Source organism: Streptomyces xantholiticus (assembly GCF_014651015.1).
GTDB lineage: Bacteria > Actinomycetota > Actinomycetes > Streptomycetales > Streptomycetaceae > Streptomyces > Streptomyces xantholiticus.
Map to the genome: position 1 here is coordinate 145,116 of NZ_BMWB01000018.1, position 25,101 is coordinate 170,216.

Genomic DNA, 25,101 nt, shown 5'->3' on the forward strand with positions numbered 1-25,101 from the left:
CTTGGCTCGAAGGGAGCCCGTGGAGGAGGTCGAGGACACCCCGCGAAGCGCGATACGGGTCGGAAGCTTGCCGCGCCCACGGCGGAGCCGCAGATCGGTGCAGCGGGAACCGGGCGGGCAGGGACGCCCGGCGAAGGCGCCCCCGCCCCCGCTCGGCTACTCCACGCCGATCAGGAGCGGCGTCACCCCGTCGCCCCCCTCGTACGCCACGGTGTCCACCGCCAGGTATCCCTCCCGGACGTGCGACTCCAGCCGTGCCGAAAGCCCCTCCGGCGCCGTCCCGCCGAGGACGAGCGTGACCAGTTCCCCGCCGGACGAGAGCATGCGGTCCAGCAGGGTGAGGGCCGTGGCCGTGAGGTCCTTGCCGATCACCGCGACGTCACCGTCGATCAGGCCCAGCACGTCGCCGGCCTGGCAGACTCCCGCCGAGGTCCACGACTGGCGTTCCGCCACGGCCAGTTCGGCGTAGCGCGTCGCTCCCGCGGCGGCCGTCATGGCGACGACGTCCTCGTCGAAGCGGCGGTCCGGTGCGTGGACGGCGAGGGCCGCGATGCCCTGGACCGCGGAGCGGGTGGGGATGAGGGCGACGCGGACGCCTTCCGTGCGCGCCTGTTCCGCGGCCGCGGCAGCCGTGTGGCGCAGGGCCGTTTCGTTGGGCAGGAGCACCACCTCCCGGGCGTGCGCCCGGCGGATCGCGTCCACGAGTTCCCCGCTGGCCGGCGGCTCCCCGGGGCGGGCGAGGACCGTGGTCGCGCCCGCCTGGCGGCACAGGTCCGCGAGTCCCTCGCCCTGCACCACCGCCACGACCGCCCGCTGCGTCTGCTCACGCGGGTGGGGGCCGGGGCCCGCCGCCGTGTCGAAGTGGGTGATGCGGATCCGGTACGGCCGACCCGCCTCGACGCCCGCTTCGACCGCCGCGCCGGCGTCGTCCACGTGGACGTGGACGTTCCAGAGGCCGTCGCCACCGACGACGACGAGGGAGTCGCCGAGGCCGTCGAGCCGTGTGCGGAGGTGGGCGACGGCCTCGTCGTCCGCCTCGAGGAGATAGATGACTTCGAAGGCCGGGCCACCGTCGGCGCAGGGCTCGGCGGCCCCCGCGGGCTGCGGGACCGGACGGGCGGTCCGCGTGGGGGCGTGCGCGGGGGCATGCGGCGCCTCGCCGGAGACCGCCTGGACGAGCGTACCGAGGACGGTCACCAACCCCCGGCCCCCCGCGTCCACGACTCCCGCCCGGTCCAGCACGGCGAGCTGCCCGGGAGTGGCTTCCAGCGCGGCGCACGCGCCCGCGTAGGCCGCCCGTAGGGCGACGGCGGAGGCGCTCGAGGACGCACCGGCAGCCGCGTCCGCCGCCGCCCGGGCGACGGTGAGGATGGTTCCTTCGACGGGGTGCGCGACCGCCTCGCGAGCCAGTTCCGCGGCACGCCGCAGCGCCCCGGCCAGGTCGTCCCCGTCACCGATCCGTTCCGCCATGCCGCGCAGGAGCTGCGCCAGGATCGTGCCCGAGTTGCCGCGCGCGCCGATGAGGGCCCCGTGGGCCATCGCCCGGATCGCATCGGTGACGGCCGGGGCCGAGTCACCGGTCTCATGGGCGGCGAAGACGGCTTCGACGGCCTGGGCCGCCGATTCGACGGTCAGGTACAGATTCGTGCCGGTGTCCCCGTCCGCGACGGGATACACGTTGATCGCGTCGATCTCCTCGCGCTCCCGGCCCAGGGCCTCCAGCGCCAGTGAGCACCAGGCGCGTACGCCCGAGGCGTCGAGACTCTGCGGCACCTGGTGATCCTCCTTGAGCGGCCGGGCCTGTGCCCTGGCGGAAGGGCCGTGGGCTGCGGGTCGTCCCGCAGCGTAGACCGGGGCAGGGCCCGGCGGCGGGGCGGGGGCGGAGCGGCGCATGCCAGTTTCGTGTCTCGGAGAGAGTGGATGTATGCTGCTCCAGTTGCCCGATGAAAGTCGGGCCATGCCCCCGGCAAGCCACTTCAGATCACTGATCCGGCGCGCCGGATTTCACTGTAAGTGCATCTGAAGTCTTTGGAGTGACCCGTGGCTGCCAACTGCGACGTCTGCGGCAAGGGGCCGGGCTTCGGCAACAACATTTCGCACTCGCACCGCCGTACGTCCCGTCGCTGGAACCCGAACATCCAGCGTGTGCGTGCAGTGGTCGGTCGGACGCCGAAGCGGCTCAACGTCTGCACCTCGTGCATCAAGGCCGGCAAGGTCTCGCGCTAAGTGATGCTCCCCGCGTTCGTGGGGATGATCCCGCCGACGTCTCGTCGTAGCGCAGCCCCTGCGGTTGCCTTGGAAGCCGGTCCACCTCGGTGGACCGGCTTTCGCCTTTCCCGGGGTCGGGGCCTCTCGTTCGGATCATGCCGGGCCGGCGCGGTCCGGCCTGATCCCGAACGAAGGACCTAGGCGCACTGATCGCGCAAGCGCCAGCCGTGGTCCACCGGCCCGATGCCCGCGCCCAGAGCGAAGCCGCTCTCGATCGCCCCGGTGACGTACCCCTTGGCCGCCCGGACCGCGGCCGGCACGCTCAGGCCTTTCGCCAGGCCCGATGCCACCGCCGACGCGAGCGTGCAGCCCGTCCCGTGGGTGTGGCGGTTGTCGTGGCGCGGGGCGCGCAGCCACAGCTCCGCGCCGCCGTCCGTGAGCAGGTCCACCGCGTCACCGGCGAGATGACCGCCCTTGATCAGCGCCCAGCGGGGCCCGAAGCCGAGGACGGCGTCGGCGGCCCGGCGCATGTCAGCCTCGTCGCGGACCTCGATCCCGGTCAGCTGGGCCACCTCGTCCAGATTGGGCGTGGCCACGGTGGCGGTGGGCAGCAGCTTTGTCCGCACCGAGTCGAGCGCGGAGGCCGCCAGCAGCGGGTCGCCGTGCTTGGAGACGCCCACCGGGTCGACGACCACGGGCGCGTCCGTGCCTGCGAGCAACTCCGCGACGGTATCGACGAGCTCGGCGGAGGACAGCATCCCCGTCTTCACGGCCTGTACGCCGATGTCGTCGACGACGCTGCGGTACTGGGCACGCACCGCCTCGACGGGCAGCTCCCACGCCCCCTGGACGCCCAGGGAGTTCTGCGCGGTGACTGCGGTCAGCACGCTCATGCCGTGCACACCGAGGGCCAGCATGGTCTTGAGGTCGGCCTGGATGCCCGCACCGCCGCCGGAGTCGGAACCGGCGACGGTGAGCACGCGAGGGGGTGTGTCCATATCCGGGAATCTACTTGCCGTCCTCGATGTCCCCGAAGTGGTCCCAGCCGCCCTTGTTCGTCCACGGCGCCCCGTCGACGGTCACCTGGGGCAGTGCGGACGGGTTGAGTACCTCGCCGATGACCTTCCAGCGGGCGGGCAGCTTGGCGTCCGGCGGGAAGGTGGCGACGATCGCATGGTCCTCTCCCCCGGTCAGCACCCATTGCAGCGGGTCGACGCCGACGGCCTGGCCGATGTCGCTCATCTGCGAGGGGATGTCGATCAGCCCGGACCGCAGATCGATCCTGACCTTGCTGGCCTCCGCGATGTGCCCGAGGTCGGCGACGAGCCCGTCGCTGATGTCGCACATGGCGGTGGCGCCGAGCCCGGCGGCCGCGGGGCCCGCGTGGTACGGCGGCTCCGGCCGACGGTGCGCCTCGACGAAGGCGCGCGGGGAGCGGAAACCGCGCGAGAGGACCGCGTGGCCGGCCGCGGACCAGCCCAACCAGCCCGTGTAGGCGACCACATCGCCGGGCTGCGCGCCCGCGCGGGTCACCGGCTCGTGGTTGCGCAGGTCTCCGAGCGCCGTGATCGCGATGGTGATCGTGTCACCGCGGACGACGTCGCCGCCGACGACGGCCGCTCCGGCGACCTGGCACTCGTCGCGGATGCCGTCCATGAGTTCGGTGGCCCAGGTCACCGGGAGTTCGGCAGGGACGACGAGGCCGAGGAGCAGGGCGGTCGGTACCGCGCCCATGGCGGCGATGTCCGCCAGGTTCTGCGCGGCGGCCTTGCGTCCCACGTCGTACGCGGTCGACCAGTCGCGGCGGAAGTGCCGGCCCTCCAGAAGGATGTCCGTGCTGGCCACGACCCGTCGGTCGGGTGCGGCCACGACCGCGGCGTCGTCGCCCGGCCCGAGCCGTACCGCGGGGGTGGTGGTGAGCTTGGAGGTGAGCTCCCTGATGAGCCCGAACTCCCCCAACTCGCCCACAGTTCCCTTCACCGAGTCACCTCTCCTTGTCGTGGACGCTGCGCACTGCTTCCGCGGTCGCGAGCCGCCACCGCTGTCGGTACCGTCAAGAGACACGTCAACTTCTGTTCGCCGTACGCCACGCTGCGGGCGCCGTCCGCCGCGAGGGTCTCCCCGCAGCCCGCGACGACGCGATACCGTGGCGACCCCTCTTCTCGGGATCTCCCCACCGACGGTAGGGGACATGATCCTCGTGCCGCCCTGGAGGCTCCGTGGTACAGGCGTACATCCTCATCCAGACCGAAGTGGGCAAGGCGTCGACGGTCGCCGAGACCATCGGAAAGATCCCAGGCGTGATCCAGGCCGAGGATGTGACCGGCCCGTACGACGTGATCGTGCGTGCGCAGGCAGACACCGTCGACGCCCTGGGGCGGATGGTGGTCGCCAAGGTCCAGCAAGTGGACGGCATCACCCGTACTCTGACCTGCCCCGTCGTGCACCTGTAGCCCCCGTCTACGCTTGGCCGGTGACGTCCTTCCGCCGCCGGCCCCTCTTCCTGTCCGCACTCGCCGTGCTGGTAGCCGCCACAGGCTGCTCCTCCACGGACGCGTCGGAGTCGATCGCGGTTCCCAGCCCCCCGGCCGAGGAAGCAGCCCTGTGCCGTGCGCTGGACGCGGAGCTGCCGGACTCGGTCGCCGGGCAGGACCGCGACGACCCCGAGCCGTCTTCCGACCTCACCGCCGGCTGGGGCGATGCCGCGATCGTACTGCGCTGCGGTGTGGCCCGGCCGGTGGGGATGAGCGATCCCCAGGGCCAGGGGGTCGATGTGAACGGGGTCAACTGGCTGCTGGAGGAGCGTGACGCCGGCCCCCGGTTCACCACCACCTACCGCGAGACGTACGTGGAGGTCACGCTCGGCGAGCAGTACATGCACGACATCGGCCCGCTGACCGAGCTGGCCGGGCCCGTCAAGAAGACGGTCCCGGCCGCGCTTTGACCTGCGGGTCCCCTATCGCAGCCCCGTCGAGCGGGTGAGGGCGGCCTGGATCAGCCGGTCCACCAGCTCGGTGTAGGCGACGCCGCTCTCCTGCCACATCCGCGGGTACATGGAGATCGGTGTGAAGCCCGGCATGGTGTTGATCTCGTTGATGACGAACTCGCCGTCCTCCGTGAGGAAGAAGTCCGCGCGGACCAGACCCTCGCACGAGGCCGCGTCGAACGCCGCGATCGCGAGCCGCTGCACCTCCGCGGTCTGCTCCTCGGTCAGCGGCGCGGGCACCAGGCCGGCCGCCGAGTCGATGTACTTGGCCTCGAAGTCGTAGAAGTCGTGGGCCGTCACCGGCGGGATTTCGGCCGGCACGCTGGCGCGCGGGCCGTCCGCGTACTCGAGCACGCCGCACTCGATCTCGCGGCCGCGCAGGAGCGACTCCACGAGAATCTTGGGGTCGTGGCGCTGCGCCTCGGCGATCGCGTCGTCGAGTCCGGCGATCGAGTCGACCTTGGTGATGCCCATGGACGAGCCGCCGCGGGCGGGCTTCACGAACAGCGGCCAGCCGTGTTCACCGGCGAAGTCGACGATCTTCTTCCGGGCGGCTGCCGGGTCGTTCGCCCACTCACGCGGCCGGACCACCTCGTAGGGACCGACGGGCAGCCCGAAGGAGACGAAGACGCGCTTCATGTACTCCTTGTCCTGGCCGACGGCAGAGGCGAGCACGCCGGAGCCGACGTACGGGACGCCGGAGAGCTCCAGCAGGCCCTGAAGGGTGCCGTCCTCGCCGTAGGGGCCGTGCAGCACGGGGAAGACGACGTCGACCTCGCCGAGCACCTTGGGCACGGAGCCGGGCTCGCTGTAGACGACCTCACGGCTGCCGGGGTCGACGGAGAGCACCACGCCGCCCTCTTCGGACTCCGCGAGCTCCTCGACGTTCGGCGTCCTGCGGTCGGTGATCGCCATCCGCTCCGGTTCGTCGGCGGTGAGCGCCCACCGGCCGTCGGCGGTGATGCCGATCGGCAGTACGTCGTACTTGGTCCGGTCGATGGCCCGCAGCACCGCGCCCGCGGTGACCACGGAGATCCCGTGTTCGGAGCTGCGGCCGCCGAAGACGACCGCCACGCGCGGCTTGCGGAGCGGCTGCTCGGGGCTCTGGGGGAGGTTCTCGGTGCTCATATCGCGATGAGACTACCCGCTGGTTCGAACGACGTCAGCGTCGCTCGGGCTTGGCCGCTCGGGACATCAACTCCTTGAGAGCAACGACCGGCGGCTTCCCCTCGTGGACGATGCCGACGACCGTCTCCGTGATGGGCATGTCGACCCCGTGCCTGCGGGCCAGGTCGAGCACCGACTCGCAGGACTTGACGCCCTCCGCCGTCTGCTTGGTGACCGCGATGGTCTGCTCGAGGGTCATCCCGCGGCCCAGGTTGGTGCCGAAGGTGTGGTTGCGGGACAGCGGCGACGAGCAGGTGGCCACCAGGTCTCCGAGCCCCGCGAGCCCGGAGAACGTGAGCGGGTCGGCGCCCATCGCGAGGCCGAGGCGGGTGGTCTCCGCGAGGCCACGGGTGATCAGCGAGCCCTTGGCGTTGTCGCCGAGGCCCATGCCGTCGGCGATGCCGACGGCGAGCCCGATGACGTTCTTCACCGCGCCGCCCAGTTCGCAGCCGACGACGTCGGTGTTGGTGTACGGGCGGAAGTACGGGGTGTGGCAGGCGGCCTGGAGCCGCTGGGCGACCGCCTCGTCACGGCAGGCGACCACGGCGGCTGCGGGCCGGCGCTGGGCGATCTCCTTGGCGAGATTGGGGCCGGTGACCACGGCCACGCGCTCGGCCGGCACCTGCGCGACCTCCTCGACGACCTCGCTCATCCGCTTGGCGGTGCCGAGTTCGACTCCCTTCATCAGGGAGACGAGCACGGTGTCCGCGGGCAGCTTCGGGGCCCATGCGGCGAGGTTGCCGCGCAAGGTCTGGGAGGGGACGGCGAGCACGGTGAAGTCCGCGCCGTGCAGCGCCTCGGCCGGGTCGGTGGTGGCCTTGAGGTTCTGCGGGAGTTCGATCCCCGGCAGATAGTCGGGGTTGGTGCGGGTGGTGTTGACGGCGTCGACCAGGGTCGCGCGGCGGCCCCAGAGGGTGACCTCGCAGCCCGCGTCCGCGAGCACCATGCCGAACGCCGTGCCCCACGAGCCCGTTCCGAAGACGGCTGCCTTGACGGGCTTTGTCACTTCGCTTCCTCCCCGGCGGCCTGGCGGCGCCACTCCGCGCGGACTTCACGCAGATCGAACGGTTTCTCCGGCGCCTTCTCGCCGCGCAGCTCCTCGAGCTGCTGCGTGATCGCCGCCATGATGGCCTCGGTGGCGGCCCTGAGGACCTCGGGCGTGGGGTCCAGTTCGTAGAAGCGGTCCAGGTCGACCGGCGGGCCGGCCTGCACCTGGAGCGTCTTGCGCGGGAAGAGCCGGACCTTGTTCTCCTTGGCGTACGGCGGCATCGCCAAGTTGGCACCCCACTGGGCGACGGGGATGACCGGCGCCTTGGTCTGCAGCGCGGCGCGTGCCACGCCCGTCTTGGCGGTCATCGGCCACATGCCCGGGTCGCGGGTGAGGGTGCCCTCGGGGTAGAAGGCGACGCATTCGCCTCGTTCCACCGCGTCCACGGCGGCACGGAAGGCGCCGACCGCGTTGGAGGACTCGCGGTAGACCGGGATCTGCCGGGTGCCCCGCAGGAGAAGTCCCACACCGGGCGCCTTGAAGAGCGCGGCCTTGGCCAGGAACCGCGGAACTCGTCCGGTGTTGTACTGGAAGTGCCCGTACGAGAACATGTCGAGGTACGAGTTGTGGTTGATGGCGGTGATGAATCCGCCCTCGTGCGGAATGTGTTCCATTCCCCGCCAGTCCCGCTTGAACAGAAGCAACAGCGGCGGCTTTGCGATGACCGCGGCCAGGCGGTACCAGAAGCCGATTCTACGGCGGGACACTCGGACACCTTCCTCTTACGACCGGGCCACTGCCTGGCTGCCGGGGATCAAGTGTCGCCCCAGGCCTCTGGTCTGTCGAGAACACCGTACGCCCCGCCTGTGACCCCTCCCCTCGGGGCCTTCTGGGATCCGGGCGACAATGGGCCCGATGCGCATGGACTCGGAGCTAGCCCCGGACACGGAGCCGGTCCCCGCACCTGCCCTCCTCTGGTCCCTGGTCGTACCGCTGAAACCGCTGGCCCTGGCGAAGAGCAGACTGGCGGGGGCTGCGGACGACAGGCTGCGGCCGCGTCTCGCCCTCGCGTTCGCGCAGGACACCGTGGCGGCGGCACTGGCCTGCCCCGCCGTGCGGGATGTGGTGGTCGTCACGGACGACCGGACCGCGGCGGCCGAGCTCGCCGCGCTGGGGGCGCGGATCGTGGCGGACTCCCCCGGGACGGGCCTCAACGCAGCGCTGGCGCACGGGGCCCGCGCGGTGCGTTCGACGCGGTCCTCGGCAGCGGTCGCGGCGCTCAACGCCGACCTGCCGGCATTGCGGACCGCCGAATTGGCCAGGACACTGGCGGTCGCTTCGGTATTTACCCGGGCATTTCTGACGGATGCGACCGGAATCGGAACGACTTTGCTCTCCGCCCGGCCCGGCAGTGAATTGCGCCCCGCTTTCGGCGGCCCTTCGCGCCTTGCGCATTTGGCGTCCGGCGCGGTGGAAATCGCGTCCGACGACGTCGATTCCGTACGCCAGGACGTGGACACGGTCGATGATCTGGCGGCCGCGCTCGCGCTGGGCGTCGGCCCGTACACCGCACAGCGCCTCGCGTCCGGCGCGCATGCCGTGCGCCTTGGGCCCTCCCTGGAAGGACAGCAGTGATCCGCCGGGCAGTTTCTGCGACGGCGGACCATTAGGCTGGCGGACATGCAGGCGACCTCGTACACATACGACCCCGAGACCCGCAGCGGGAGTGTGCTGCTGGACGACGGAACCCCGGTCGAGTTCGACGCGGCGGCGTTCGACGCGGGCGGTCTGCGTCTGCTGCGGCCGGGGCAGCGGGTGCGGATCGAGACCGAGGGCGAGGCCGAGGGCCGCCGCATCACGCTGGTGACGCTCTACACCTTCTGAACCGCCCGTGACGGGACACGCCGCGGGCCGGTCTCCCAAGAGGAGACCGGCCCGGCGCGTGAGTGGCTGTGCGGCCTTCGGCCGCTTGTGTCGTGGGGCGTGGACGCCCTCGCGGCTACTTCTTCCTCGCCGTCGTCTTCTTGGCGGCCGTCTTGCGGGCCGTGGCCTTCTTGGCGGGCGCCTTCTTGGCCGTGGCCTTCGTGGCCGGGGCGGTCTTCTTGGCCGTCGCCTTCTTGGCCGCGGACTTCGCCGGGGCCGCCTTCTTGGCCGCCGCCGTGGTCTTGGCGGCGGTCTTCTTCGCGGGCGTGGTCTTCTTCGCCGCCGTCGTCTTCTTGGCGGCGGTCTTCCTCGCCGTGGTGGCCTTCTTCGCCGTGGCCTTCTTGGCGGTGGCCTTTTTGGCCGCGGCCTTGGCGGTGGTACGGGTGCCGCCGGAGAGGCTGCCCTTGGGCGCCTTCTTGACCGAGACCTCGCCGCCCTTGGGCAGCTTCTTCGAGCCGCTCACGAGGTCCTTGAAGCCCTGACCCGCCCGGAATCGCGGAACGGACGTCTTCTTGACCCGCACGCGCTCACCCGTCTGCGGGTTACGGGCGTAACGGGCGGGGCGGTCGACCTTCTCGAACGAGCCGAATCCGGTGACCGACACCCGGTCTCCGGCAACCGTTGCGCGGACGATCGCGTCAAGCACCGCGTCGACAGCGTCTGCGGCCTGCTGGCGGCCGCCGAGCTTGTCGGCAATCGCTTCTACGAGCTGCGCCTTGTTCACGTCTTCCCCTTCGGAGACATTTGGCCGGAACGATTGCGTCCAGGCTTTTTCGCACGTTAGGCAGATATATACCGCAAATCAAACACGAAACGGGCTAATCACCCTAGTGCCGCAACGAAGTCGACCTTGGCGGAGTTCTGAGGTCAGTCACCTTCAGGGAAACGGCCCTCGTCGAGGTCCTTCATCAACCGGTCCAGACGCCTTGCCGCGTCCGGGAGATCGTGCTTCGCGGCGGCCGTGACGACCAGCAGCTTCCGGGACAGCGCCATCCTTACGCCCTCCGGTACTTGCAGTTCACGCACCTTGCTGTGCGCTTCCTTCAATCGGGCCGCGACTGCCGTGTAGAGCTCGAGTTGGCTGTCACGTTCCATGCACCGATTGTGCCATCTGGGGCGAGTTGTCGCCCGACAGGACCTCAACATACGACTGCGCCCCCCACCGGGCGGTGGGGGGCGCAGTACGGGAAAAGTGCTGCTCAGGCCTGGATCGTACGAGGCTTGAAGGCCGGTCGGCCCGCCTCGTAGGCCGCGATGTCCGCTTCGTTCTGAAGGGTGAGGCTGATGTCGTCCAGACCGTTCAGCAGTCGCCAGCGGGCGTTCTCGTCGAGCTCGAAGTCCGCGGTGATTCCCGGAGCGAGGACCTGCCGCTTCTCCAGGTCGACCGTGATCTCCACCGTCGGGTCGGCCTCGGTCAGCTCCCACAGCGCATCCACGACGGACTGCTCGAGCACCACCGTCAGCAGGCCGTTCTTGAGGGAGTTGCCTCGGAAGATGTCGGCGAAGCGGGAGGAGATGACGGTCTTGAAGCCGTAGTTCTGCAGGGCCCAGACGGCGTGCTCACGCGAGGAGCCGGTACCGAAGTCCGGTCCGGCGACGAGCACAGAGGCGCCGCTCCGCTCGGGGCGGTTGAGGACGAAGTCGGCGTCCTTGCGCCAGGCCTCGAACAGCCCGTCCTCGAAGCCGTCGCGGGTGACCTTCTTCAGCCAGTGCGCCGGGATGATCTGGTCGGTGTCGACGTTGCTGCGGCGCAGCGGGACGGCCCGGCCGGTGTGTGTGGTGAAGGCTTCCATGGTGTTCAGACTCCGGCGGGCGCAGGGGTGTAGGACAGGTCGGCGGGCGAGGCGAGGTGGCCGAGGACCGCGGTGGCGGCGGCGACCTGCGGGGAGACCAGGTGCGTACGGCCACCCTTGCCCTGCCTGCCTTCGAAGTTGCGGTTCGAGGTGGACGCGGAGCGCTCACCAGGAGCCAGTTGGTCGGGGTTCATGCCCAGACACATGGAGCAGCCCGCGTGCCGCCATTCGGCGCCGGCCTCCTTGAAGACCTTGTCCAGGCCCTCCTCCACGGCTTGCAGCGCGACCCGCACCGAGCCGGGGACGACCAGCATCCGTACGCCGTCGGCGACTTTGCGGCCCTGCAGGATCGAGGCGGCCGAGCGCAGGTCCTCGATGCGGCCGTTGGTGCACGAGCCTACGAAGACGGTGTCGACGTTGATGTCACGCAGCGGCTGCCCGGCGGTCAACCCCATGTACTCCAGGGCCTTTTCGGCGGCCAGGCGCTCCGATGCGTCTTCGTACGAAGCCGGGTCGGGGACGTTCGCCGACAGGGGCGCGCCCTGGCCGGGGTTGGTGCCCCAGGTGACGAACGGGGCCAGTTCGGCGGCGTCGATGAAGACCTCGGCGTCGAAGACGGCGTCGTCGTCGGTACGCAGCGTCTTCCAGTACTCGACCGCCGCGTCCCAGTCCGCGCCCTCGGGGGCGTGGTCGCGGCCCTGGAGGTAGTCGAACGTGGTCTGGTCCGGGGCGATCATGCCGGCCCGGGCACCGGCCTCGATCGACATGTTGCAGATGGTCATCCGGGCTTCCATCGACAGCTTCTCGATGGCGGATCCACGGTACTCGAGGATGTAGCCCTGGCCGCCGCCGGTGCCGATCCTGGCGATGATGGCGAGGATCAGGTCCTTGGCGGTCACGTCGTCGGGCAGCTCGCCCTCGACGGTGATGGCCATGGTCTTCGGGCGGGCCAGCGGCAGCGTCTGGGTGGCCAGCACGTGCTCGACCTGCGAGGTGCCGATGCCGAACGCCAGCGCGCCGAACGCGCCGTGCGTGGAGGTGTGCGAGTCGCCGCAGACCACGGTCGTGCCGGGCTGCGTCAGACCCAGCTGGGGGCCGACGACGTGCACGACGCCCTGCTCGACATCGCCCAGCGGGTGCAGCCGGACCCCGAACTCGGCGCAGTTCTTGCGCAGGGTCTCCAGCTGGGCGCGGGAGACCGGGTCGGCGATCGGCTTGTCGATGTCGAGGGTCGGGGTGTTGTGGTCCTCGGTGGCGATGGTGAGGTCGAGCCGCCGCACCTGGCGACCGTTCTTCCGCAGACCGTCGAAGGCCTGGGGGCTGGTCACCTCGTGCAGCAGGTGCAGATCGATGAAGAGGAGATCGGGCTCGCCTTCGGCGCGCCGGACGACATGGTCGTCCCAGACCTTCTCCGCGAGTGTCCTACCCATCGCTTTCCCTCCGGCCGGCTGTGCCGCCGACACAACTAGAGATCTTGGTGCAGTGCCCGTTGGTCCGCGGGCCGCCTCTACAGCGTGACAAGTTCCATGGAAAATTGAACTTGCGTTTCACAGAGTGAGACGTGAGTATCGTTGCATGGACAACTCTAGCGGCGTCGGCGTCCTCGACAAGGCGGCCCTTGTCTTGAGCGCCCTGGAGTCCGGTCCGGCCACCCTCGCGGGGCTGGTCGCGGCCACGGGACTCGCACGACCTACAGCACATCGCCTGGCAGTGGCACTGGAGCACCACCGCATGGTGGCCCGCGACATGCAGGGCCGGTTCATCCTCGGTCCGCGACTTGCGGAGCTCGCCGCCGCGGCGGGCGAGGACCGGCTGCTCGCCACCGCCGGGCCCGTACTCACACATCTGCGCGACGTGACCGGCGAGAGCGCGCAGCTCTACCGCCGGCAGGGAGAGATGCGTATCTGCGTCGCGGCTGCCGAGCGGCTGTCCGGACTGCGGGACACGGTACCGGTCGGCTCCACGCTCACCATGAAGGCCGGCTCCTCGGCCCAGATCCTGATGGCCTGGGAGGAGCCCGAGCGCCTCCACCGCGGACTGCAGGGCGCACGCTTCACGGCCACCGCCCTGTCCGGCGTACGGCGCCGGGGCTGGGCCCAGTCGATCGGCGAGCGCGAGCCGGGCGTGGCCTCCGTGTCCGCGCCCGTGCGGGGCCCCTCGAACCGGGTGGTCGCCGCCGTCTCGGTCTCCGGACCGATCGAGCGACTGACCCGCCACCCGGGCCGTATGCACGCCCAGGCCGTCATCGACGCCGCCGCCCGCCTGAGCGAGGCGCTGCGCCGCAGCGGCTGATCCACAACCTCCGTAGAACACGTCCGGCCGGTCCCTTCAACGCCGCAGGGGCCGGCCGGAGGTGTTCGAGGCCCCGGTCAGGTGCAGCATGGGAAGTACCTGCGAGCGACGGAGGTGCAAGGCCGATGACCGAGTTCATGGACGTACACCGCGGGATGAAGGGCATCACGGGCCAACAGTTGCTGGAGGCGCACAACGCCGACCTGGCGATCGAGGGCGAGGAGAGGGTCCACTTCAAGCAGGCGTGGGCGGACCCGGACACAGGCACCGTCTACTGCCTGTCCGAAGCCCCGTCCGCGGACGCCGTGCAGCGTATCCACGAACGCACGGGCCACCCGGCGGACGAGATCCACCCGGTCCCACTCACCGTATGACCTTCCCTGGCCCCCGCCGCCCCGTCGCGGCGGGGGCTTCGCGCTGCCCTCAGGCCGCTGCCGAGCCCCGCAGCCGCTCCTGGGCGTGGACGCCGTCGCGCAGCGGGGCGGTGCCGTACGCCTGTCCCAGGCCGTAGGGCGGCATGTCGCCGTACATGTTCTCGTACGACCCCTCCGGCACGATGTACGTCTCGTGCCAGATGCCGACGTGCCTGCCGCCCTTGCGGGCGAGCCGGTTGTAGCGGCCCCACCACGGCCGGTGGCGCCTGTCGGAGGCGGCCGCGTAGGCGAGGAGCTTGTCCTTCGACTCCCAGTACTGGACGACGTAGTACGCACGCGGAGAGCCGATCAGCACGATGTGGTGGAGCAGTCCGAGCGAGCGGTCGCCGCTCAGCTCCCTCAGCATCATCAGCATCGCGAGCAACACCGCCGGCCAACGGTGCACGGCCCACAGGTGGTTGACCCGCATCCCGATGAGGAAGACGACGACGTCGCCGGATGCCGCGGCCGTGGTGCGACCGGGCAGCGTTCTACTGCGCATGATGACCCCCAGATATGTTGGATAGTGGCACTACCCATGATTGGATAGTGCCACTCTCCATTGAAGGGTGCAAGGGGATGCGGCTCGCTGAACTGAGCGAACAGAGCGGTGTTTCCATCGCGACGATCAAGTACTACCTGCGCGAGCGGCTGCTGCCCCCGGGCCGGCGCGTCACCGCCACCCAGGCCGAGTACGACGAGGCCCATCTGCGCCGGCTGCGCCTGGTGCGGGCGATGATCCAGGTCGGCGGGATGCCGGTGGCGACCGCCCGGGAGGTGCTCGCCCACATCGACGACGAGTCGCTGGGACTCACGATGCGACTGGGTGCGGCCACCTGGGCCCTGCCGCAGCCGCCCGAGGCACCCTTGGACGACGCCGCTTCCACGGACGCCCGACAGGAGGTGGAGCGGCTGCTCGAGGAACTGGGCTGGGACAGCGTGCGCGAAGTCGGCGACCTCTCCCCCGTCTACCGCTCCCTCATCACCTCGATCGCGACGCTGAACGGACTCGGATACACCGTGTCCGCGGCCGAACTCCTGCCGTACGCACGCCAGATGGAGCAGATCGCGATCCACGACATGGACCAGCTGGAGAACCTGCCGGAGGGCACTGAACAGGTGGAGGCGGCGGTGGCGGCACAGGTGCTCTACGACCCGCTGCTGCTGAGCCTGCGGCGCCTCGCCCTGGAGGCGGAGACCACCCGGCGGTACGGCATGGCCTGACCGCGGCGCGGGAACGCCGAAGGGGCCCTCCGACTGCTCGGAAGGCCCCTTCGGGCTCTGTACCCCCGACCGGATTCGAACCGGCGCTACCGCCTTGAGAGGGCGGCGTGCTAGGCCGCTACACAACGGGGGCATGCATCCTGCGACGCGCTGGGCTACCAGGACTCGAACCTAGACTAAATGAACCAGAATCACTCGTGCTGCCAATTACACCATAGCCCATGGTGGTTTAGACCAGTACCCCCGACCGGATTCGAACCGGCGCTACCGCCTTGAGAGGGCGGCGTGCTAGGCCGCTACACAACGGGGGCCCTAGCGATCCTCACCCGGCGTCAGCCGGATGTTGTCACCGCGCGAACCACCGGGTGCGACCCAGGTGATCATGCGGGAAGGATCTGTACCCCCGACCGGATTCGAACCGGCGCTACTGCCTTGAGAGGGCAGCGTGCTAGGCCGCTACACAACGGGGGCTTTGCAGATAAGCTCTGCGAGCTGGCCTACCAGGACTCGAACCTAGACTAACTGAACCAGAATCAGTCGTGCTGCCAATTACACCATAGGCCACCAAAACTCAACCCCCGAGCGGGGGTTTTGTTCGGTCTGCGCTTCCGGCTCCCGGGCTTTCGGCCCGCTCTCCTTGGCGCAGGAAGAACATTACCCGAAGGTGGACGGCGCTCCAAAACGGGTATCCCCGCGCAGCAGCACCGGCAGCTCGTCGAGCCCGGTGATCCGGATCAGCTCCGGACGCCCGCCGACTCCACCGCGATCGAGCCAGATGCCGGTGAGCCCCGCCTCGACCGCGCCGCGGGCGTCGATGTCGGGGTGGTCACCCACGTACACGACCTCGGCGGGAGCCAGTTCCATGGCCTCGCAGGCCGCCAGGAAGGCGCCGGCCTCCGGCTTCGAGATCCCGATCTCGACGGCACACACGACAGCCTCGAAACGGTCCCGCACACCGAGCGTGCGCAGCTTGCGGTCCTGGTTGCGGATGCTGGAGTTGGACAGGATCCCGTGACGATAGTCATGGGCGAGGAGGTCCAGGACGGGCACGGCGTCGGGGAAGAGCGACCATGCCGCCTCGTAGTGCACGACGTGCCGCCCGAACCACTCGTCGGCCTCGGCGTCGCTCATGCACGGCGCACCGAGGAACTCCCGCACCCGGTCGCGCCGCTGCCCCTGGAAGTCGGTGAGCCCGTCGGCGAACCGCACCCAATGGGTGTCGGTGATCCGCTTCCATGCGACGAGGGCCTCCTCGACGGTTCCGTAACCGTCGGGCAGGCCCTCGTTCTCAAGGTGCTTGCTCATGCCGATCCGGTCGGCGCCCGCGTAGTCGAAGATCGTGTCGTCGATGTCCCAGAGCACGGCGCGGATCGGCATGCTGCCGAGACTACGCGGCGAGGCCCGGCTCCGGTATGTCACATCACGGAGCCTCGTCCGCCGTGGGGACGACGAAGAAGTCGGTGACGAAGCAGGTGACGTCGCCGTCGGCGTCGCGGCCGACCCATGTCGGGTAGGCACCGTCGCCCCAGCCGGACATGAAGGCGATGAGGTTGTGACCGGTGCCGGGCGCGGTGATCGTGTGCGGGCCGAGGTACGCGTCGCCGCCCGCGGCGAAGGCGTCCCACAGGGGGCCCTTGTCGCCCACGCAGTCGGGGAAGGACTCGTCGCAGGCGGCGTCGTAGAAGCAGCCGGTGCCGGCGTCGACGCCGTAGGCGAAGAACTCGTCGTCGGCGAGCTCCGCCGGGTCCTGGCCGGCCTGGTGGGCGATCTCCCAGGTGACCGGCGCGGTGTCCTTGATCAGCAGGCGGGCGGCGGCGATCCGCAGGTGCGGCGGCTCGTCGTCGGCGGGGCCCTCGTCGGGCTCGGTGAGGGTGGCCACCGCGCACTCCACGCTGTACCGGCCGGGCGGGACCTCCGCGGTGAACGGCTCCGACTCGCCGGTGCCGAGAGCGACGAAGGGGTCGCAGGCGACGACCTTGCCCGTGGGCAGCCACAGTTCGCCGGCCGGGACCAGCGACATGGTGCCGGTCTGTCCGTCCTCCTCCTCGAACCGGTTGCCCGGCGTGAAGTGCCAGGAGAAGTCGGGCGCGGGCATGGGCATGGTGGTCCCCCCAGGGAGCCGTGTCGTGCGGGATCACCGCGAAGACTAGTCCCCGGCGCGGACAACGCCGGAGGGGGCGGCGCCTGTTCGGCCACCGCCCCCTCCGGGACAACAGGACTATGCGGCGAGTTTCGCCAGCGCCGCGTCGATACGGGTCAGCGTCTTCTCCTTGCCCAGGATCTCCAGTGACTCGAAGAGCGGCAGGCCGACCGTGCGGCCGGTGACCGCGACGCGGACCGGGGCCTGGGCCTTGCCGAGCTTCAGGCCGTGCGCCTCGCCGGCGGCCAGGACGGCCTCCTTGAGGGACTCGGCGCTCGACCAGTCGGCCCTCTCGAGCTTCTCGCGGGCCGTGGTGAGCAGGGCGACCGGGTCGCCCTTCATGGCCTTGGTCCAGGACGCCTCGTCCTCGACGGGCCGGTCGAGGAAGAGGAAGTCGACGTTCTGGGTGATGTCGGAGAGGACGGTGAGGCGCGTCTGGGCGTGCGGGGCGATGGCCTCCCACGCGGCGCGGTCGAAGTTCTCCGGCGTCCAGTTGGCGTGCGGGGCCTGCAGCCAGGGCTCACAGGCCTCGGTGAACGCCTTCACGTCGAGCATGCGGATGTGGTCGGCGTTGATCGCCTCGGCCTTCTTCAGGTCGAAGCGCGCCGGGTTGGCGTTGACGTCCGCGAGGTCGAACTTCGCGACCATCTCCGGGATGGTGAAGATGTCCTGGTCCGCGGAGAAGGACCAGCCGAGCAGGGACAGGTAGTTGAGCAGGCCCTCGGGCAGGAAGCCACGCTCGCGGTAGAGGTTCAGGGAGGCCTGCGGGTCACGCTTGGAGAGCTTCTTGTTGCCCTCGCCCATCACGTACGGCAGGTGGCCGAAGGAGGGGATCTCCTTGGCGATGCCGAGCTCGATCAGCGCCTTGTAGAGCGCGATCTGGCGCGGGGTGGAGGAGAGCAGGTCCTCACCGCGCAGGACGTGGGTGATCTCCATGAGCGCGTCGTCGACCGGGTTGACGAGCGTGTACAGCGGGGCGCCGTTGGCGCGGACGATGCCGTAGTCCGGCACGTTGTCCGGGGTGAAGGTCAGCTCGCCGCGCACCAGGTCGGTGAAGGTGATCGGCTCCTCCGGCATCTTGAAGCGGACGATCGACTCGCGGCCCTCCGCGTCGTACGCCGCCTTCTGCTCGGCGCTCAGCGTGCGGCACTTGCCGTCGTAGCCGGACGGCTTGCCGGCGGCACGGGCGGCGTCACGGCGTGCCTCGAGCTCCAGGGCCGTGCAGTAGCAGTGGTAGGCGTGATTGGCGGCGAGCAGCTTCTCGGCGACGTCCCGGTAGATGTCCATCCGCTGCGACTGGCGGTAGGGGCCGTGCGGGCCGCCGACCTCGGGGCCCTCGTCCCAGTCGAGGCCGAGCCAGCGGAGCGAGTCGAGGAGCTGGTTGTACGACTCCTCGGAGTCGCGGGCCGCGTCGGTGTCCTCGATACGGAAGACCATGGTGCCGCCGGTGTGCCGGGCGTAGGCCCAGTTGAACAGGGCGGTGCGGACCAGGCCCACGTGGGGGTTGCCGGTCGGGGACGGACAGAAACGTACGCGGACGGAGCCGTTAGCCACGCTTGATCACCTTGTTGGTGAGAGTGCCGATACCTTCGATGGTGACGGCGACCTCGTCGCCGACGTTGAGCGGGCCGACCCCCGCGGGGGTGCCCGTGAGGACGACGTCGCCCGGGAGCAGCGTCATGGCCTCGGTGATGTGCACGATCAGGTCCTCCACGGACCGGACCATCTCGCTGGTGCGCCCCAGTTGGCGCTGCTCGCCGTTGACCGTGCACTGGATGGTCACGTCGGCGGGGTCGAGGTCGGTCTCCACCCAGGGGCCGAGCGGGCAGGAGGTGTCGAAGCCCTTGGCCCTGGCCCACTGCTTCTCGCGCTTCTGCGCGTCGCGGGCGGTGACGTCGTTGGCGCAGGTGTAGCCGAGGATCACGTCCTTGACACGTTCGCGCGGGACCTCGCGGCACATCCGGCCGATGACGACGGCGAGCTCGGCCTCGTGGTGCAGCTCGTTCGAGAACGGGGGGTACTCGATGGCGTCCCCGTGGCCGATCACCGAGGTGGTGGGCTTGAAGAAGGCGACGGGCACATCGGGAACCTCGTTGCCGAGCTCAGCCGCGTGCTCCGCGTAGTTGCGGCCGATGGCCACGACCTTGTTGGGGAGCACGGGCGGCAGCAGACGGACCTTGCTCAGCGGGACCTTGGTGCCGGAGAGCTCGAAGTCGGCGTACGGAATGCCCTTGATGATGTCGAGGACAAGGCCGTCGGGCCCGTCCTCGACCGCGCCGAAGGCGACATTGCCGTCGATGGAGAACCTGGCGATGCGCACGGGATGCTGTCGCCCCTCACTACTTGGTCGCTGGCCGGAGACTGACGCTCCAGGCTAACGCGGTGAGGGGGCGCCCTTCGTCCGCATTACCGCCGGGTCGGGGCCGGTGAGCCGCCGCGGGTCATGGACCCCGGCGGCTGGGGCCGCCCTGTTCACACCACGGGAGAACACGCGGAGGTCCCGAGGAACGAGGGACTGAGCATGATCGACCGTCGGCGCACGCAAGAGCGCCCCGGAGGCAAACCGACCCCCTAGGAAACAGGCGCGTCCATCAGGACGGTGCGGCGGGGGTTGGCCGTCTGGGTGGGAAGATCGAGCGCGTGCTCCGGCTGCTCCGGCGTCTGCAACTCTTCCGCGTCCTTGAGGTGGGCGAGGGTGGTGCGCCGGGGGTTGGCTATGTTGCGGAACATCATCGTCGTCTTCATGTGTGGTGTCTGACCTTGTCGGAGTACGGGCGCTACGGGGAGCGCGGTTGACGGATTGCCCATCCTGTAAAGCGTCAGGCTAAACATCGAATTCCCGTCGAAAGCCAGGATGACTCAACGATCATCGTGTGAGTTTGCTCACGAGTGGACGGGCAATTCCGGCAAACCAGACCACTGACCTTCGGCACGGAATCGGACATTAGCTCCCTGAAGCGACCATTCCGCTCCTGATCATCGCGACTGGGACACCCCCCACCCCTAAGCGACTCATAGCGTAAAGTCCGTTTTCTACGAGAACGGCTTCTACGACTTGTGACTCAGCGCTTACAGCGCGTCATCCAGGTCACAGCCCGGTACGGGGCCCTTGTTGGAGGTCCGGCACTGTGCTGGAATTCCACGGACCGCCGCGGATTCAAACCGGCGCGCAAGGGCGCAACGCAGCGCCGAGTTGCGGCGGGAAAGGGGGAGAAGCGCCGGTCAATCACGACCACCATGGGGCCCGATCAATGCCCCACGACGCCGACACCGTCCCGCCGTACAAGCGGAGGGACGCCTGGTCCAGAGGTTGCGACGCTAGTGCAGGGACGTTTCAAGAGGGATGGCATGGGGCGTCCCCAGGCCCACCAGGGCCAAGGGGAAGCTGCAGCGGAACAGGAGCCGCGCGGCACCGACCGCGGCTCCTCGGCCCAGCACACCCCGGGCCAGGGACCGGCGGCGTCCGGTGACGGCGGCGAGCGCTCGGGCCGCGCCGGCGGCAGGACGCCCGGCAGCAGGACAACCGGCGTGAAGCCCTCCTCCGGCGACGCTGCCGCCTCCCCCGAGCGGTCCAAGGGCCCCACGGACACCGGAACGCGAATAGCGCTGCGCAACTGGCGCATCAGCACGCGTCTGGTGTCGCTGCTCACCCTGCCGGTCGTCGCGGCGACCACGCTGGGCGGACTCCGCATCAACGAGTCCATGGACGACATGAAGCAGCTGGACCACATGCAGCTGCTCACGAAGATGACGACGGAAGCGACCGAGCTGGCGCACGCGCTCCAGCAGGAGCGCGACCTGTCCGCCGGACCGCTGGTCAACGGCGCCGCGGACACCGACTTCAAGGTCTCAGGCCCGCGTACCCAGACCGACCGCGCCCGCAAGGCCTTCCTGGATGCCACCCGCTCCATCCCCAACAAGGACGACGACCAGGCGCTGGAGTCCATCCGCGCCAACGCCAACCAGATCGCCGTCCAGGTCAACAACCTGAAGAACATCCGGAACAGCGCCTACAAGGGCGAGATCCCCAAGTCGCAGACCATCGAGAGCTACAGCCGGCTGATCGAGTCGCTGCTGAGCCTCTCGCAGGACATGGCGCAGGCGACCAGCAACCCGGAGATGATCAAGCGGACCCGCGCCCTCGCGGCCTTCTCGTCCGCCAAGGAGTACGCGTCCATCCAGCGCGCCGTCATCGCGGCCGCCCTCCCCGGCGGTGACAGCGAAACGGTTCCCAAGCTCAGCGAGAACGACCGCCTCTACGGACAGGCGGCCCTCGACAACGGCGAGACCGAGCTCAAGACCTTCGGGTCGATCTACGAGTCCACCGGCGGTGACTCCCAGGAGCTGATGGCTCCGCTGGAGAACGAGAACCCGACGATCACCGCGGCCGAGCAGTACGCCAAGCGCGTGCTGGAGAACGAGAACGGCCTGGCGCAGCTCCCGAGCCGGTCCCACCTGGACTGGACCGACGACTACTCGGTCCGCATCAACGCGATGAAGACCATCGAGCAGACCCTGCTCGGCCAGATGGAGGCCGAAGCACGCAAGCTGCGCGAGGCGTCCCAGCAGGACGCGATCATCAACGGTGCGTTGATCCTCATCGTCCTCGGTGTGTCGCTCGTCGGCGCGTTCGTCGTGGCCCGCTCCATGATCCGCTCGCTGCGCCGGCTGCAGGACACGGCAACCAGGGTCGCCCAGGACCGTCTGCCCGAGCTCGTCAGGCAGCTCTCGGAGTCCGACCCGCAGGACGTCGACACCTCGGTCGAGTCCGTCGGTGTCCACTCCCGCGACGAGATCGGCAAGGTGGCCGCGGCCTTCGACGACGTGCACCGCGAGGCGGTCCGCCTCGCCGCCGAGCAGGCGCTGCTGCGGGGCAACGTCAACGCGATGTTCACCAACCTCTCGCGCCGCAGCCAGGGTCTTATCCAGCGCCAGCTCTCGCTCATCTCCGAGCTGGAGTCGCGCGAGGCCGACCCGGACCAGCTGTCCTCGCTGTTCAAGCTGGACCACCTCGCCACCCGTATGCGCCGGAACGGCGAGAACCTCCTCGTCCTCGCGGGCGAGGAGCCCGGCCGCCGCTGGACCCGTCCCGTGCCGCTGGTCGACGTGCTCCGTGCCGCCGCCTCCGAGGTGGAACAGTACGAGCGCATCGAGCTGGCCTCTGTGCCCGCCACCGAGGTCGCGGGCCGCGTCGTCAACGACCTCGTGCACCTGCTCGCAGAGCTGCTGGAGAACGCGACCTCGTTCTCCTCGCCGCAGACCAAGGTCCGCGTCACCGGTCATGCGCTGCCCGACGGCCGCGTCCTGGTCGAGATCCACGACACCGGCATCGGCCTCTCCCCCGAGGACCTCGCCGCGATCAACGAGCGGCTGGCGTCGCCGCCCACCGTGGACGTCTCGGTCTCGCGCCGTATGGGCCTGTTCGTGGTCGGTCGGCTGTCGCTGCGTCACGGCATCCGTATCCAGCTGCGTCCGTCCGACTCCGGTGGCACGACCGCGCTGGTCATGCTGCCCGTCGACGTCGCGCACGGCGGCAAGAAGGCTCCGGCCAAGCCCGGTGCCGGCGGCCAGGATGCCGCTGCGCCGACCGCCGGCGGCGCTCCGGCCGGTCTGCCCGGCCGTCCCGGCGCCGCGGGCGGCCGTCCGGGCCTCGGCGCCGGCAACGGCGGCCCTCTCGGCGGTGCTCCGTCCGCCACTGGCGGCGCGCCCGGCAACCGGCTCGGTGCCGGTGCCCACCGCGGCCAGGTCGGTGCGGGTTCGGCGCCTCGTGCCGCGCTGCCCGCCCGTGACGGCGCCGGACGACCGGTCCAGGGGCAGCCCGGTCAGGGTCAGGGTCAGGGTCAGCCGGGCCAGGGCGGGCGGCACGGCTCGACGCAGGACGCTTCGCGTCAGGGCGGTGCCTTCGGCGCCGGGCCGGCGCAGGGTGCTCCGGTCCGTAACGAAGCTCCGCAGAACGGTTTCCGGAAGGGTGCGCCCGCCGGGGGCGATCGTGGCCGGCAGTTGCCGGCGCCCGGTGGCCCCCGCCCGGAGCTGCCCGGTGGCGCACCCGCCCCGAGGCCGGGGGAGTCGATCCCGCCGCGGCCGCAGCGCCCGCAGACCACCAGCTGGGGCAACGACCAGCCGTCACCGCCGCAGCGCCCGCCGGCGGACGTGCCGCGCGGTCACGAGGACCACGACAGCAGCCGTGGCCCCGGTTCGACGGCCGAGTTCGCACGGCCCGACTTCAACGCCGGTCCGCCGCAGGCCGGCCGCCCGGCCGGACCGTCCGCGGCGGGGCAGTTCGTGCGCCCCGACGTGTACGGCGCGCCGAACCCGTCCGGCGCCGGCCGTTACGGCCGCCCGGACGCCCAGGACCCGGCCGCCACGGCCCAGTTCGCCCGCCCGGACTTCGGGGCGCCACAGCCGCCCACTCCGCAGCGGCGTGACGAGTCGAGCTTCGCACCGCCCCGTCCGGCGGCCGGGCTGCCCGCCCCGCAGCAGCCGGAGGCACTGCCGCCGGCCTCCGGGCCCGGTGACGGCCGTACCCCGCTGTACGACACGTTGGAGACCAACTGGTTCCGTGGTGTACAGGGCGGCGGCCGACCGGCCGAGCAGCCGCAGGCGCCGGCCGAGCGTCCCGCTCAGCCGATGCCGCAGCGCACCGCCGCGCCCGACCCGGTGACCCCGACAGGCGCGCCCCATGCGAGTGGAGCCTGGCGCTCCTCGCCCAACGACGAGTTGGTACGTCAGGCCGAGCGGGTCAGGAAGCCCGCGGCCGGCGGCGTCACCACATCGGGTCTGCCCCGACGGGTCCCGCGCGCCAACCTTGTGGCGGGAACCGCTCAGGAACAGAACCACCAGGCCGGTCCGCAGGTTTCGCGCGCGCCAGACGACGTGCGCGGCCGGCTGACCAATCTCCGCCGGGGCATCCAGCAAGGCCGTCAGCAGAACAGCTCGACGACCGGAAGCTTCGACCTCGGCCCCTCTCACCAGCAGGAGCGTTAGTTGAGCCCGATGAGCCAGGCGGCGCAGAATCTGAACTGGTTGATCACCAACTTCGTGGACAACACCCCAGGGGTGTCCCACACGGTGGTGGTCTCCGCCGACGGTCTTCTGCTGGCGATGTCCGAAGGTTTCCCGCGCGACCGCGCCGATCAGCTGGCGGCCGTGGCCTCCGGTCTGACCTCGCTGACCGCGGGGGCGTCCCGGATCTTCGAGGGCGGTCCGGTGAGCCAGACCGTCGTCGAGATGGAACGGGGGTTCCTGTTCCTGATGTCCGTCTCCGACGGGTCCTCGCTGGCCGTGCTCGCGCACCCGGACTGCGACATCGGCCTCGTGGGCTACGAGATGGCGCTCCTGGTCGACCGTGCGGGCAGCGTCCTCACTCCGGACCTGCGCGCCGAGCTCCAGGGAAGCCTGCTGCACTGATCCCGAGCGGGAGCCGTACCCCACGCACCGGCTCGCCCGTACGCCACTGCACCGTCATCAGCACGGCCGCCAATGGCCCCCCACCGGCCCAACCAGACGGCACAGCCGACCACTTGCTGTCACGCCCGGAGGATTCATGACCCCGCCACCCGCCTCTCACGATCCGTACGGCACGTCGGTAGACGCGTACGGGGACGAGGGCGACCAGCCGCTGGTACGTCCGTACGCCATGACCGGCGGACGGACACGGCCGCGCTACCAGCTCGCCATAGAGGCGCTGGTCAGCACCACGGCCGACCCGGCTCTGCTCGCCGGGTTGCTTCCCGAGCACCAGCGGATCTGCCACCTGTGCCGGGAGGTGAAGTCGGTCGCCGAGATCTCGGCGCTGCTGTCGATGCCGCTCGGTGTCGCGCGGATCCTCGTCGCCGACCTGGCGGAGGCCGGCATGGTGGCCATTCACCAGCCGGGCAACGGAGAGGCCGGCGGTACGCCGGATGTGACACTGCTCGAAAGGGTGCTCAGTGGACTTCGCAAGCTCTAGCGGCGGTGCTGCCCGCTCA

General features: G+C 70.3%; 27 protein-coding genes and 5 tRNA genes. 11 read left to right on the top strand and 21 right to left on the bottom strand.

Annotated elements, in window-relative coordinates:
* Positions 1-156: 156 nt before the first annotated feature.
* Positions 157-1,773: a DAK2 domain-containing protein gene (gene fakA, locus IE198_RS24200; protein WP_229834280.1), complete on the bottom strand. Its 1,617-nt coding sequence runs from the start codon at positions 1,771-1,773 to the stop codon at positions 157-159.
* A gap of 267 nt (positions 1,774-2,040) precedes the next feature.
* Between fakA and rpmB the strand changes: the two genes are divergently transcribed.
* Positions 2,041-2,226: a 50S ribosomal protein L28 gene (rpmB, locus tag IE198_RS24205; RefSeq protein ID WP_003957616.1), complete on the top strand. Its 186-nt coding sequence runs from the start codon at positions 2,041-2,043 to the stop codon at positions 2,224-2,226.
* Positions 2,227-2,405: 179 nt separating this feature from the next.
* On the opposite strand, the gene thiD is transcribed toward rpmB, so the two are convergent.
* Positions 2,406-3,206, bottom strand: coding sequence for a bifunctional hydroxymethylpyrimidine kinase/phosphomethylpyrimidine kinase (gene thiD, locus IE198_RS24210; protein ID WP_189890055.1), 801 nt, complete (start codon positions 3,204-3,206; stop codon positions 2,406-2,408).
* Positions 3,207-3,216: 10 nt separating this feature from the next.
* Complete coding sequence (locus IE198_RS24215) at positions 3,217-4,188, bottom strand: thiamine-phosphate kinase (RefSeq protein WP_189890057.1); 972 nt, start codon at positions 4,186-4,188, stop codon at positions 3,217-3,219.
* Between the two features lie 239 nt (positions 4,189-4,427).
* Between IE198_RS24215 and IE198_RS24220 the strand changes: the two genes are divergently transcribed.
* On the top strand, positions 4,428-4,661 hold the full coding sequence (locus IE198_RS24220; RefSeq protein ID WP_100109359.1) for an Lrp/AsnC family transcriptional regulator: 234 nt from the start codon (positions 4,428-4,430) through the stop codon (positions 4,659-4,661).
* A gap of 20 nt (positions 4,662-4,681) precedes the next feature.
* Positions 4,682-5,152: a DUF3515 domain-containing protein gene (locus IE198_RS24225; RefSeq protein WP_189890059.1), complete on the top strand. Its 471-nt coding sequence runs from the start codon at positions 4,682-4,684 to the stop codon at positions 5,150-5,152.
* A gap of 12 nt (positions 5,153-5,164) precedes the next feature.
* On the opposite strand, the gene IE198_RS24230 is transcribed toward IE198_RS24225, so the two are convergent.
* The 3 genes from IE198_RS24230 to IE198_RS24240 are packed head-to-tail and all read right to left on the bottom strand — an operon-like array spanning position 5,165 to position 8,116.
* Positions 5,165-6,322, bottom strand: a complete 1,158-nt coding sequence (locus tag IE198_RS24230; RefSeq protein WP_189890061.1) for a D-alanine--D-alanine ligase family protein — start codon at positions 6,320-6,322, stop codon at positions 5,165-5,167.
* A 34-nt stretch (positions 6,323-6,356) separates the two neighbouring features.
* Positions 6,357-7,367, bottom strand: coding sequence for an NAD(P)H-dependent glycerol-3-phosphate dehydrogenase (locus IE198_RS24235; protein ID WP_100109356.1), 1,011 nt, complete (start codon positions 7,365-7,367; stop codon positions 6,357-6,359).
* On the bottom strand, positions 7,364-8,116 hold the full coding sequence (locus IE198_RS24240; protein ID WP_189890063.1) for a lysophospholipid acyltransferase family protein: 753 nt from the start codon (positions 8,114-8,116) through the stop codon (positions 7,364-7,366). The genes IE198_RS24235 and IE198_RS24240 overlap by 4 nt, the downstream gene beginning before the upstream one ends.
* 148 nt (positions 8,117-8,264) lie before the next feature.
* On the opposite strand from IE198_RS24240, the gene cofC reads away from it, so the two are divergent.
* Together cofC and IE198_RS24250 are read left to right on the top strand one after the other, a co-directional pair.
* Positions 8,265-8,984, top strand: a complete 720-nt coding sequence (gene cofC, locus IE198_RS24245) for a 2-phospho-L-lactate guanylyltransferase (RefSeq protein WP_189890065.1) — start codon at positions 8,265-8,267, stop codon at positions 8,982-8,984.
* A 45-nt stretch (positions 8,985-9,029) separates the two neighbouring features.
* Entirely contained in the window at positions 9,030-9,233 is a 204-nt protein-coding gene (locus IE198_RS24250; protein ID WP_189890067.1) for a hypothetical protein, read from the top strand.
* 115 nt (positions 9,234-9,348) lie between these two features.
* Here the strand turns inward: IE198_RS24250 and IE198_RS24255 are convergent, their stop codons facing one another.
* The 4 genes from IE198_RS24255 to leuC all read right to left on the bottom strand — a co-directional run bounded on the left by IE198_RS24255 (position 9,349) and on the right by leuC (position 12,495).
* Positions 9,349-9,996, bottom strand: coding sequence for an HU family DNA-binding protein (locus IE198_RS24255; RefSeq protein ID WP_189890069.1), 648 nt, complete (start codon positions 9,994-9,996; stop codon positions 9,349-9,351).
* A 143-nt stretch (positions 9,997-10,139) separates the two neighbouring features.
* Positions 10,140-10,367: an SCO5555 family protein gene (locus IE198_RS24260; RefSeq protein ID WP_189890071.1), complete on the bottom strand. Its 228-nt coding sequence runs from the start codon at positions 10,365-10,367 to the stop codon at positions 10,140-10,142.
* A gap of 104 nt (positions 10,368-10,471) precedes the next feature.
* Positions 10,472-11,065: a 3-isopropylmalate dehydratase small subunit gene (leuD, locus tag IE198_RS24265; protein ID WP_189890073.1), complete on the bottom strand. Its 594-nt coding sequence runs from the start codon at positions 11,063-11,065 to the stop codon at positions 10,472-10,474.
* Between the two features lie 5 nt (positions 11,066-11,070).
* On the bottom strand, positions 11,071-12,495 hold the full coding sequence (leuC, locus tag IE198_RS24270; RefSeq protein WP_189890075.1) for a 3-isopropylmalate dehydratase large subunit: 1,425 nt from the start codon (positions 12,493-12,495) through the stop codon (positions 11,071-11,073).
* Between the two features lie 145 nt (positions 12,496-12,640).
* On the opposite strand from leuC, the gene ndgR reads away from it, so the two are divergent.
* Together ndgR and IE198_RS24280 are read left to right on the top strand one after the other, a co-directional pair.
* On the top strand, positions 12,641-13,357 hold the full coding sequence (ndgR, locus tag IE198_RS24275) for an IclR family transcriptional regulator NdgR (protein WP_189890077.1): 717 nt from the start codon (positions 12,641-12,643) through the stop codon (positions 13,355-13,357).
* A 125-nt stretch (positions 13,358-13,482) separates the two neighbouring features.
* The gene (locus IE198_RS24280; protein WP_189890079.1) at positions 13,483-13,731 is read left to right on the top strand and encodes an SCO4226 family nickel-binding protein; all 249 of its coding nucleotides are present in this window, start codon (positions 13,483-13,485) and stop codon (positions 13,729-13,731) included.
* Positions 13,732-13,780: 49 nt separating this feature from the next.
* Here IE198_RS24280 and IE198_RS24285 read toward each other — a convergent pair whose 3' ends face one another.
* On the bottom strand, positions 13,781-14,272 hold the full coding sequence (locus IE198_RS24285; protein WP_189890081.1) for a DUF4188 domain-containing protein: 492 nt from the start codon (positions 14,270-14,272) through the stop codon (positions 13,781-13,783).
* Positions 14,273-14,349: 77 nt separating this feature from the next.
* On the opposite strand from IE198_RS24285, the gene IE198_RS24290 reads away from it, so the two are divergent.
* Complete coding sequence (locus IE198_RS24290) at positions 14,350-14,994, top strand: MerR family transcriptional regulator (RefSeq protein ID WP_189890083.1); 645 nt, start codon at positions 14,350-14,352, stop codon at positions 14,992-14,994.
* Positions 14,995-15,054: 60 nt separating this feature from the next.
* Here the strand turns inward: IE198_RS24290 and IE198_RS24295 are convergent.
* From IE198_RS24295 to IE198_RS24340, 10 genes are all read right to left on the bottom strand, one after another.
* Positions 15,055-15,127: transfer RNA gene (locus IE198_RS24295), tRNA-Glu, on the bottom strand.
* Positions 15,128-15,144: 17 nt separating this feature from the next.
* Positions 15,145-15,216 (bottom strand) — tRNA-Gln (locus IE198_RS24300).
* A gap of 16 nt (positions 15,217-15,232) precedes the next feature.
* Positions 15,233-15,305 (bottom strand) — tRNA-Glu (locus IE198_RS24305).
* Positions 15,306-15,392: 87 nt separating this feature from the next.
* Positions 15,393-15,465, bottom strand: a tRNA-Glu gene (locus tag IE198_RS24310).
* Between the two features lie 21 nt (positions 15,466-15,486).
* Positions 15,487-15,558: transfer RNA gene (locus IE198_RS24315), tRNA-Gln, on the bottom strand.
* 90 nt (positions 15,559-15,648) lie between these two features.
* The gene (locus tag IE198_RS24320) at positions 15,649-16,371 is read right to left on the bottom strand and encodes an HAD family hydrolase (RefSeq protein ID WP_189890085.1); all 723 of its coding nucleotides are present in this window, start codon (positions 16,369-16,371) and stop codon (positions 15,649-15,651) included.
* Between the two features lie 43 nt (positions 16,372-16,414).
* The gene (locus tag IE198_RS24325) at positions 16,415-17,095 is read right to left on the bottom strand and encodes a DUF4241 domain-containing protein (RefSeq protein ID WP_189890087.1); all 681 of its coding nucleotides are present in this window, start codon (positions 17,093-17,095) and stop codon (positions 16,415-16,417) included.
* Between the two features lie 117 nt (positions 17,096-17,212).
* Complete coding sequence (gene gltX / locus IE198_RS24330) at positions 17,213-18,688, bottom strand: glutamate--tRNA ligase (protein WP_189890089.1); 1,476 nt, start codon at positions 18,686-18,688, stop codon at positions 17,213-17,215.
* The gene (locus tag IE198_RS24335; RefSeq protein WP_189890092.1) at positions 18,681-19,454 is read right to left on the bottom strand and encodes a fumarylacetoacetate hydrolase family protein; all 774 of its coding nucleotides are present in this window, start codon (positions 19,452-19,454) and stop codon (positions 18,681-18,683) included. The genes gltX and IE198_RS24335 overlap by 8 nt, the downstream gene beginning before the upstream one ends.
* A 251-nt stretch (positions 19,455-19,705) precedes the next feature.
* On the bottom strand, positions 19,706-19,879 hold the full coding sequence (locus IE198_RS24340) for a hypothetical protein (RefSeq protein WP_189890094.1): 174 nt from the start codon (positions 19,877-19,879) through the stop codon (positions 19,706-19,708).
* 603 nt (positions 19,880-20,482) lie between these two features.
* On the opposite strand from IE198_RS24340, the gene IE198_RS24345 reads away from it, so the two are divergent.
* The 3 genes from IE198_RS24345 to IE198_RS24355 all read left to right on the top strand — a co-directional run bounded on the left by IE198_RS24345 (position 20,483) and on the right by IE198_RS24355 (position 25,082).
* Positions 20,483-24,118: a sensor histidine kinase gene (locus tag IE198_RS24345; RefSeq protein WP_189890096.1), complete on the top strand. Its 3,636-nt coding sequence runs from the start codon at positions 20,483-20,485 to the stop codon at positions 24,116-24,118.
* Between the two features lie 9 nt (positions 24,119-24,127).
* The gene (locus IE198_RS24350; RefSeq protein ID WP_005311457.1) at positions 24,128-24,541 is read left to right on the top strand and encodes a roadblock/LC7 domain-containing protein; all 414 of its coding nucleotides are present in this window, start codon (positions 24,128-24,130) and stop codon (positions 24,539-24,541) included.
* 136 nt (positions 24,542-24,677) lie between these two features.
* Complete coding sequence (locus IE198_RS24355) at positions 24,678-25,082, top strand: DUF742 domain-containing protein (RefSeq protein ID WP_005311458.1); 405 nt, start codon at positions 24,678-24,680, stop codon at positions 25,080-25,082.
* Positions 25,083-25,101: the final 19 nt, after the last annotated feature.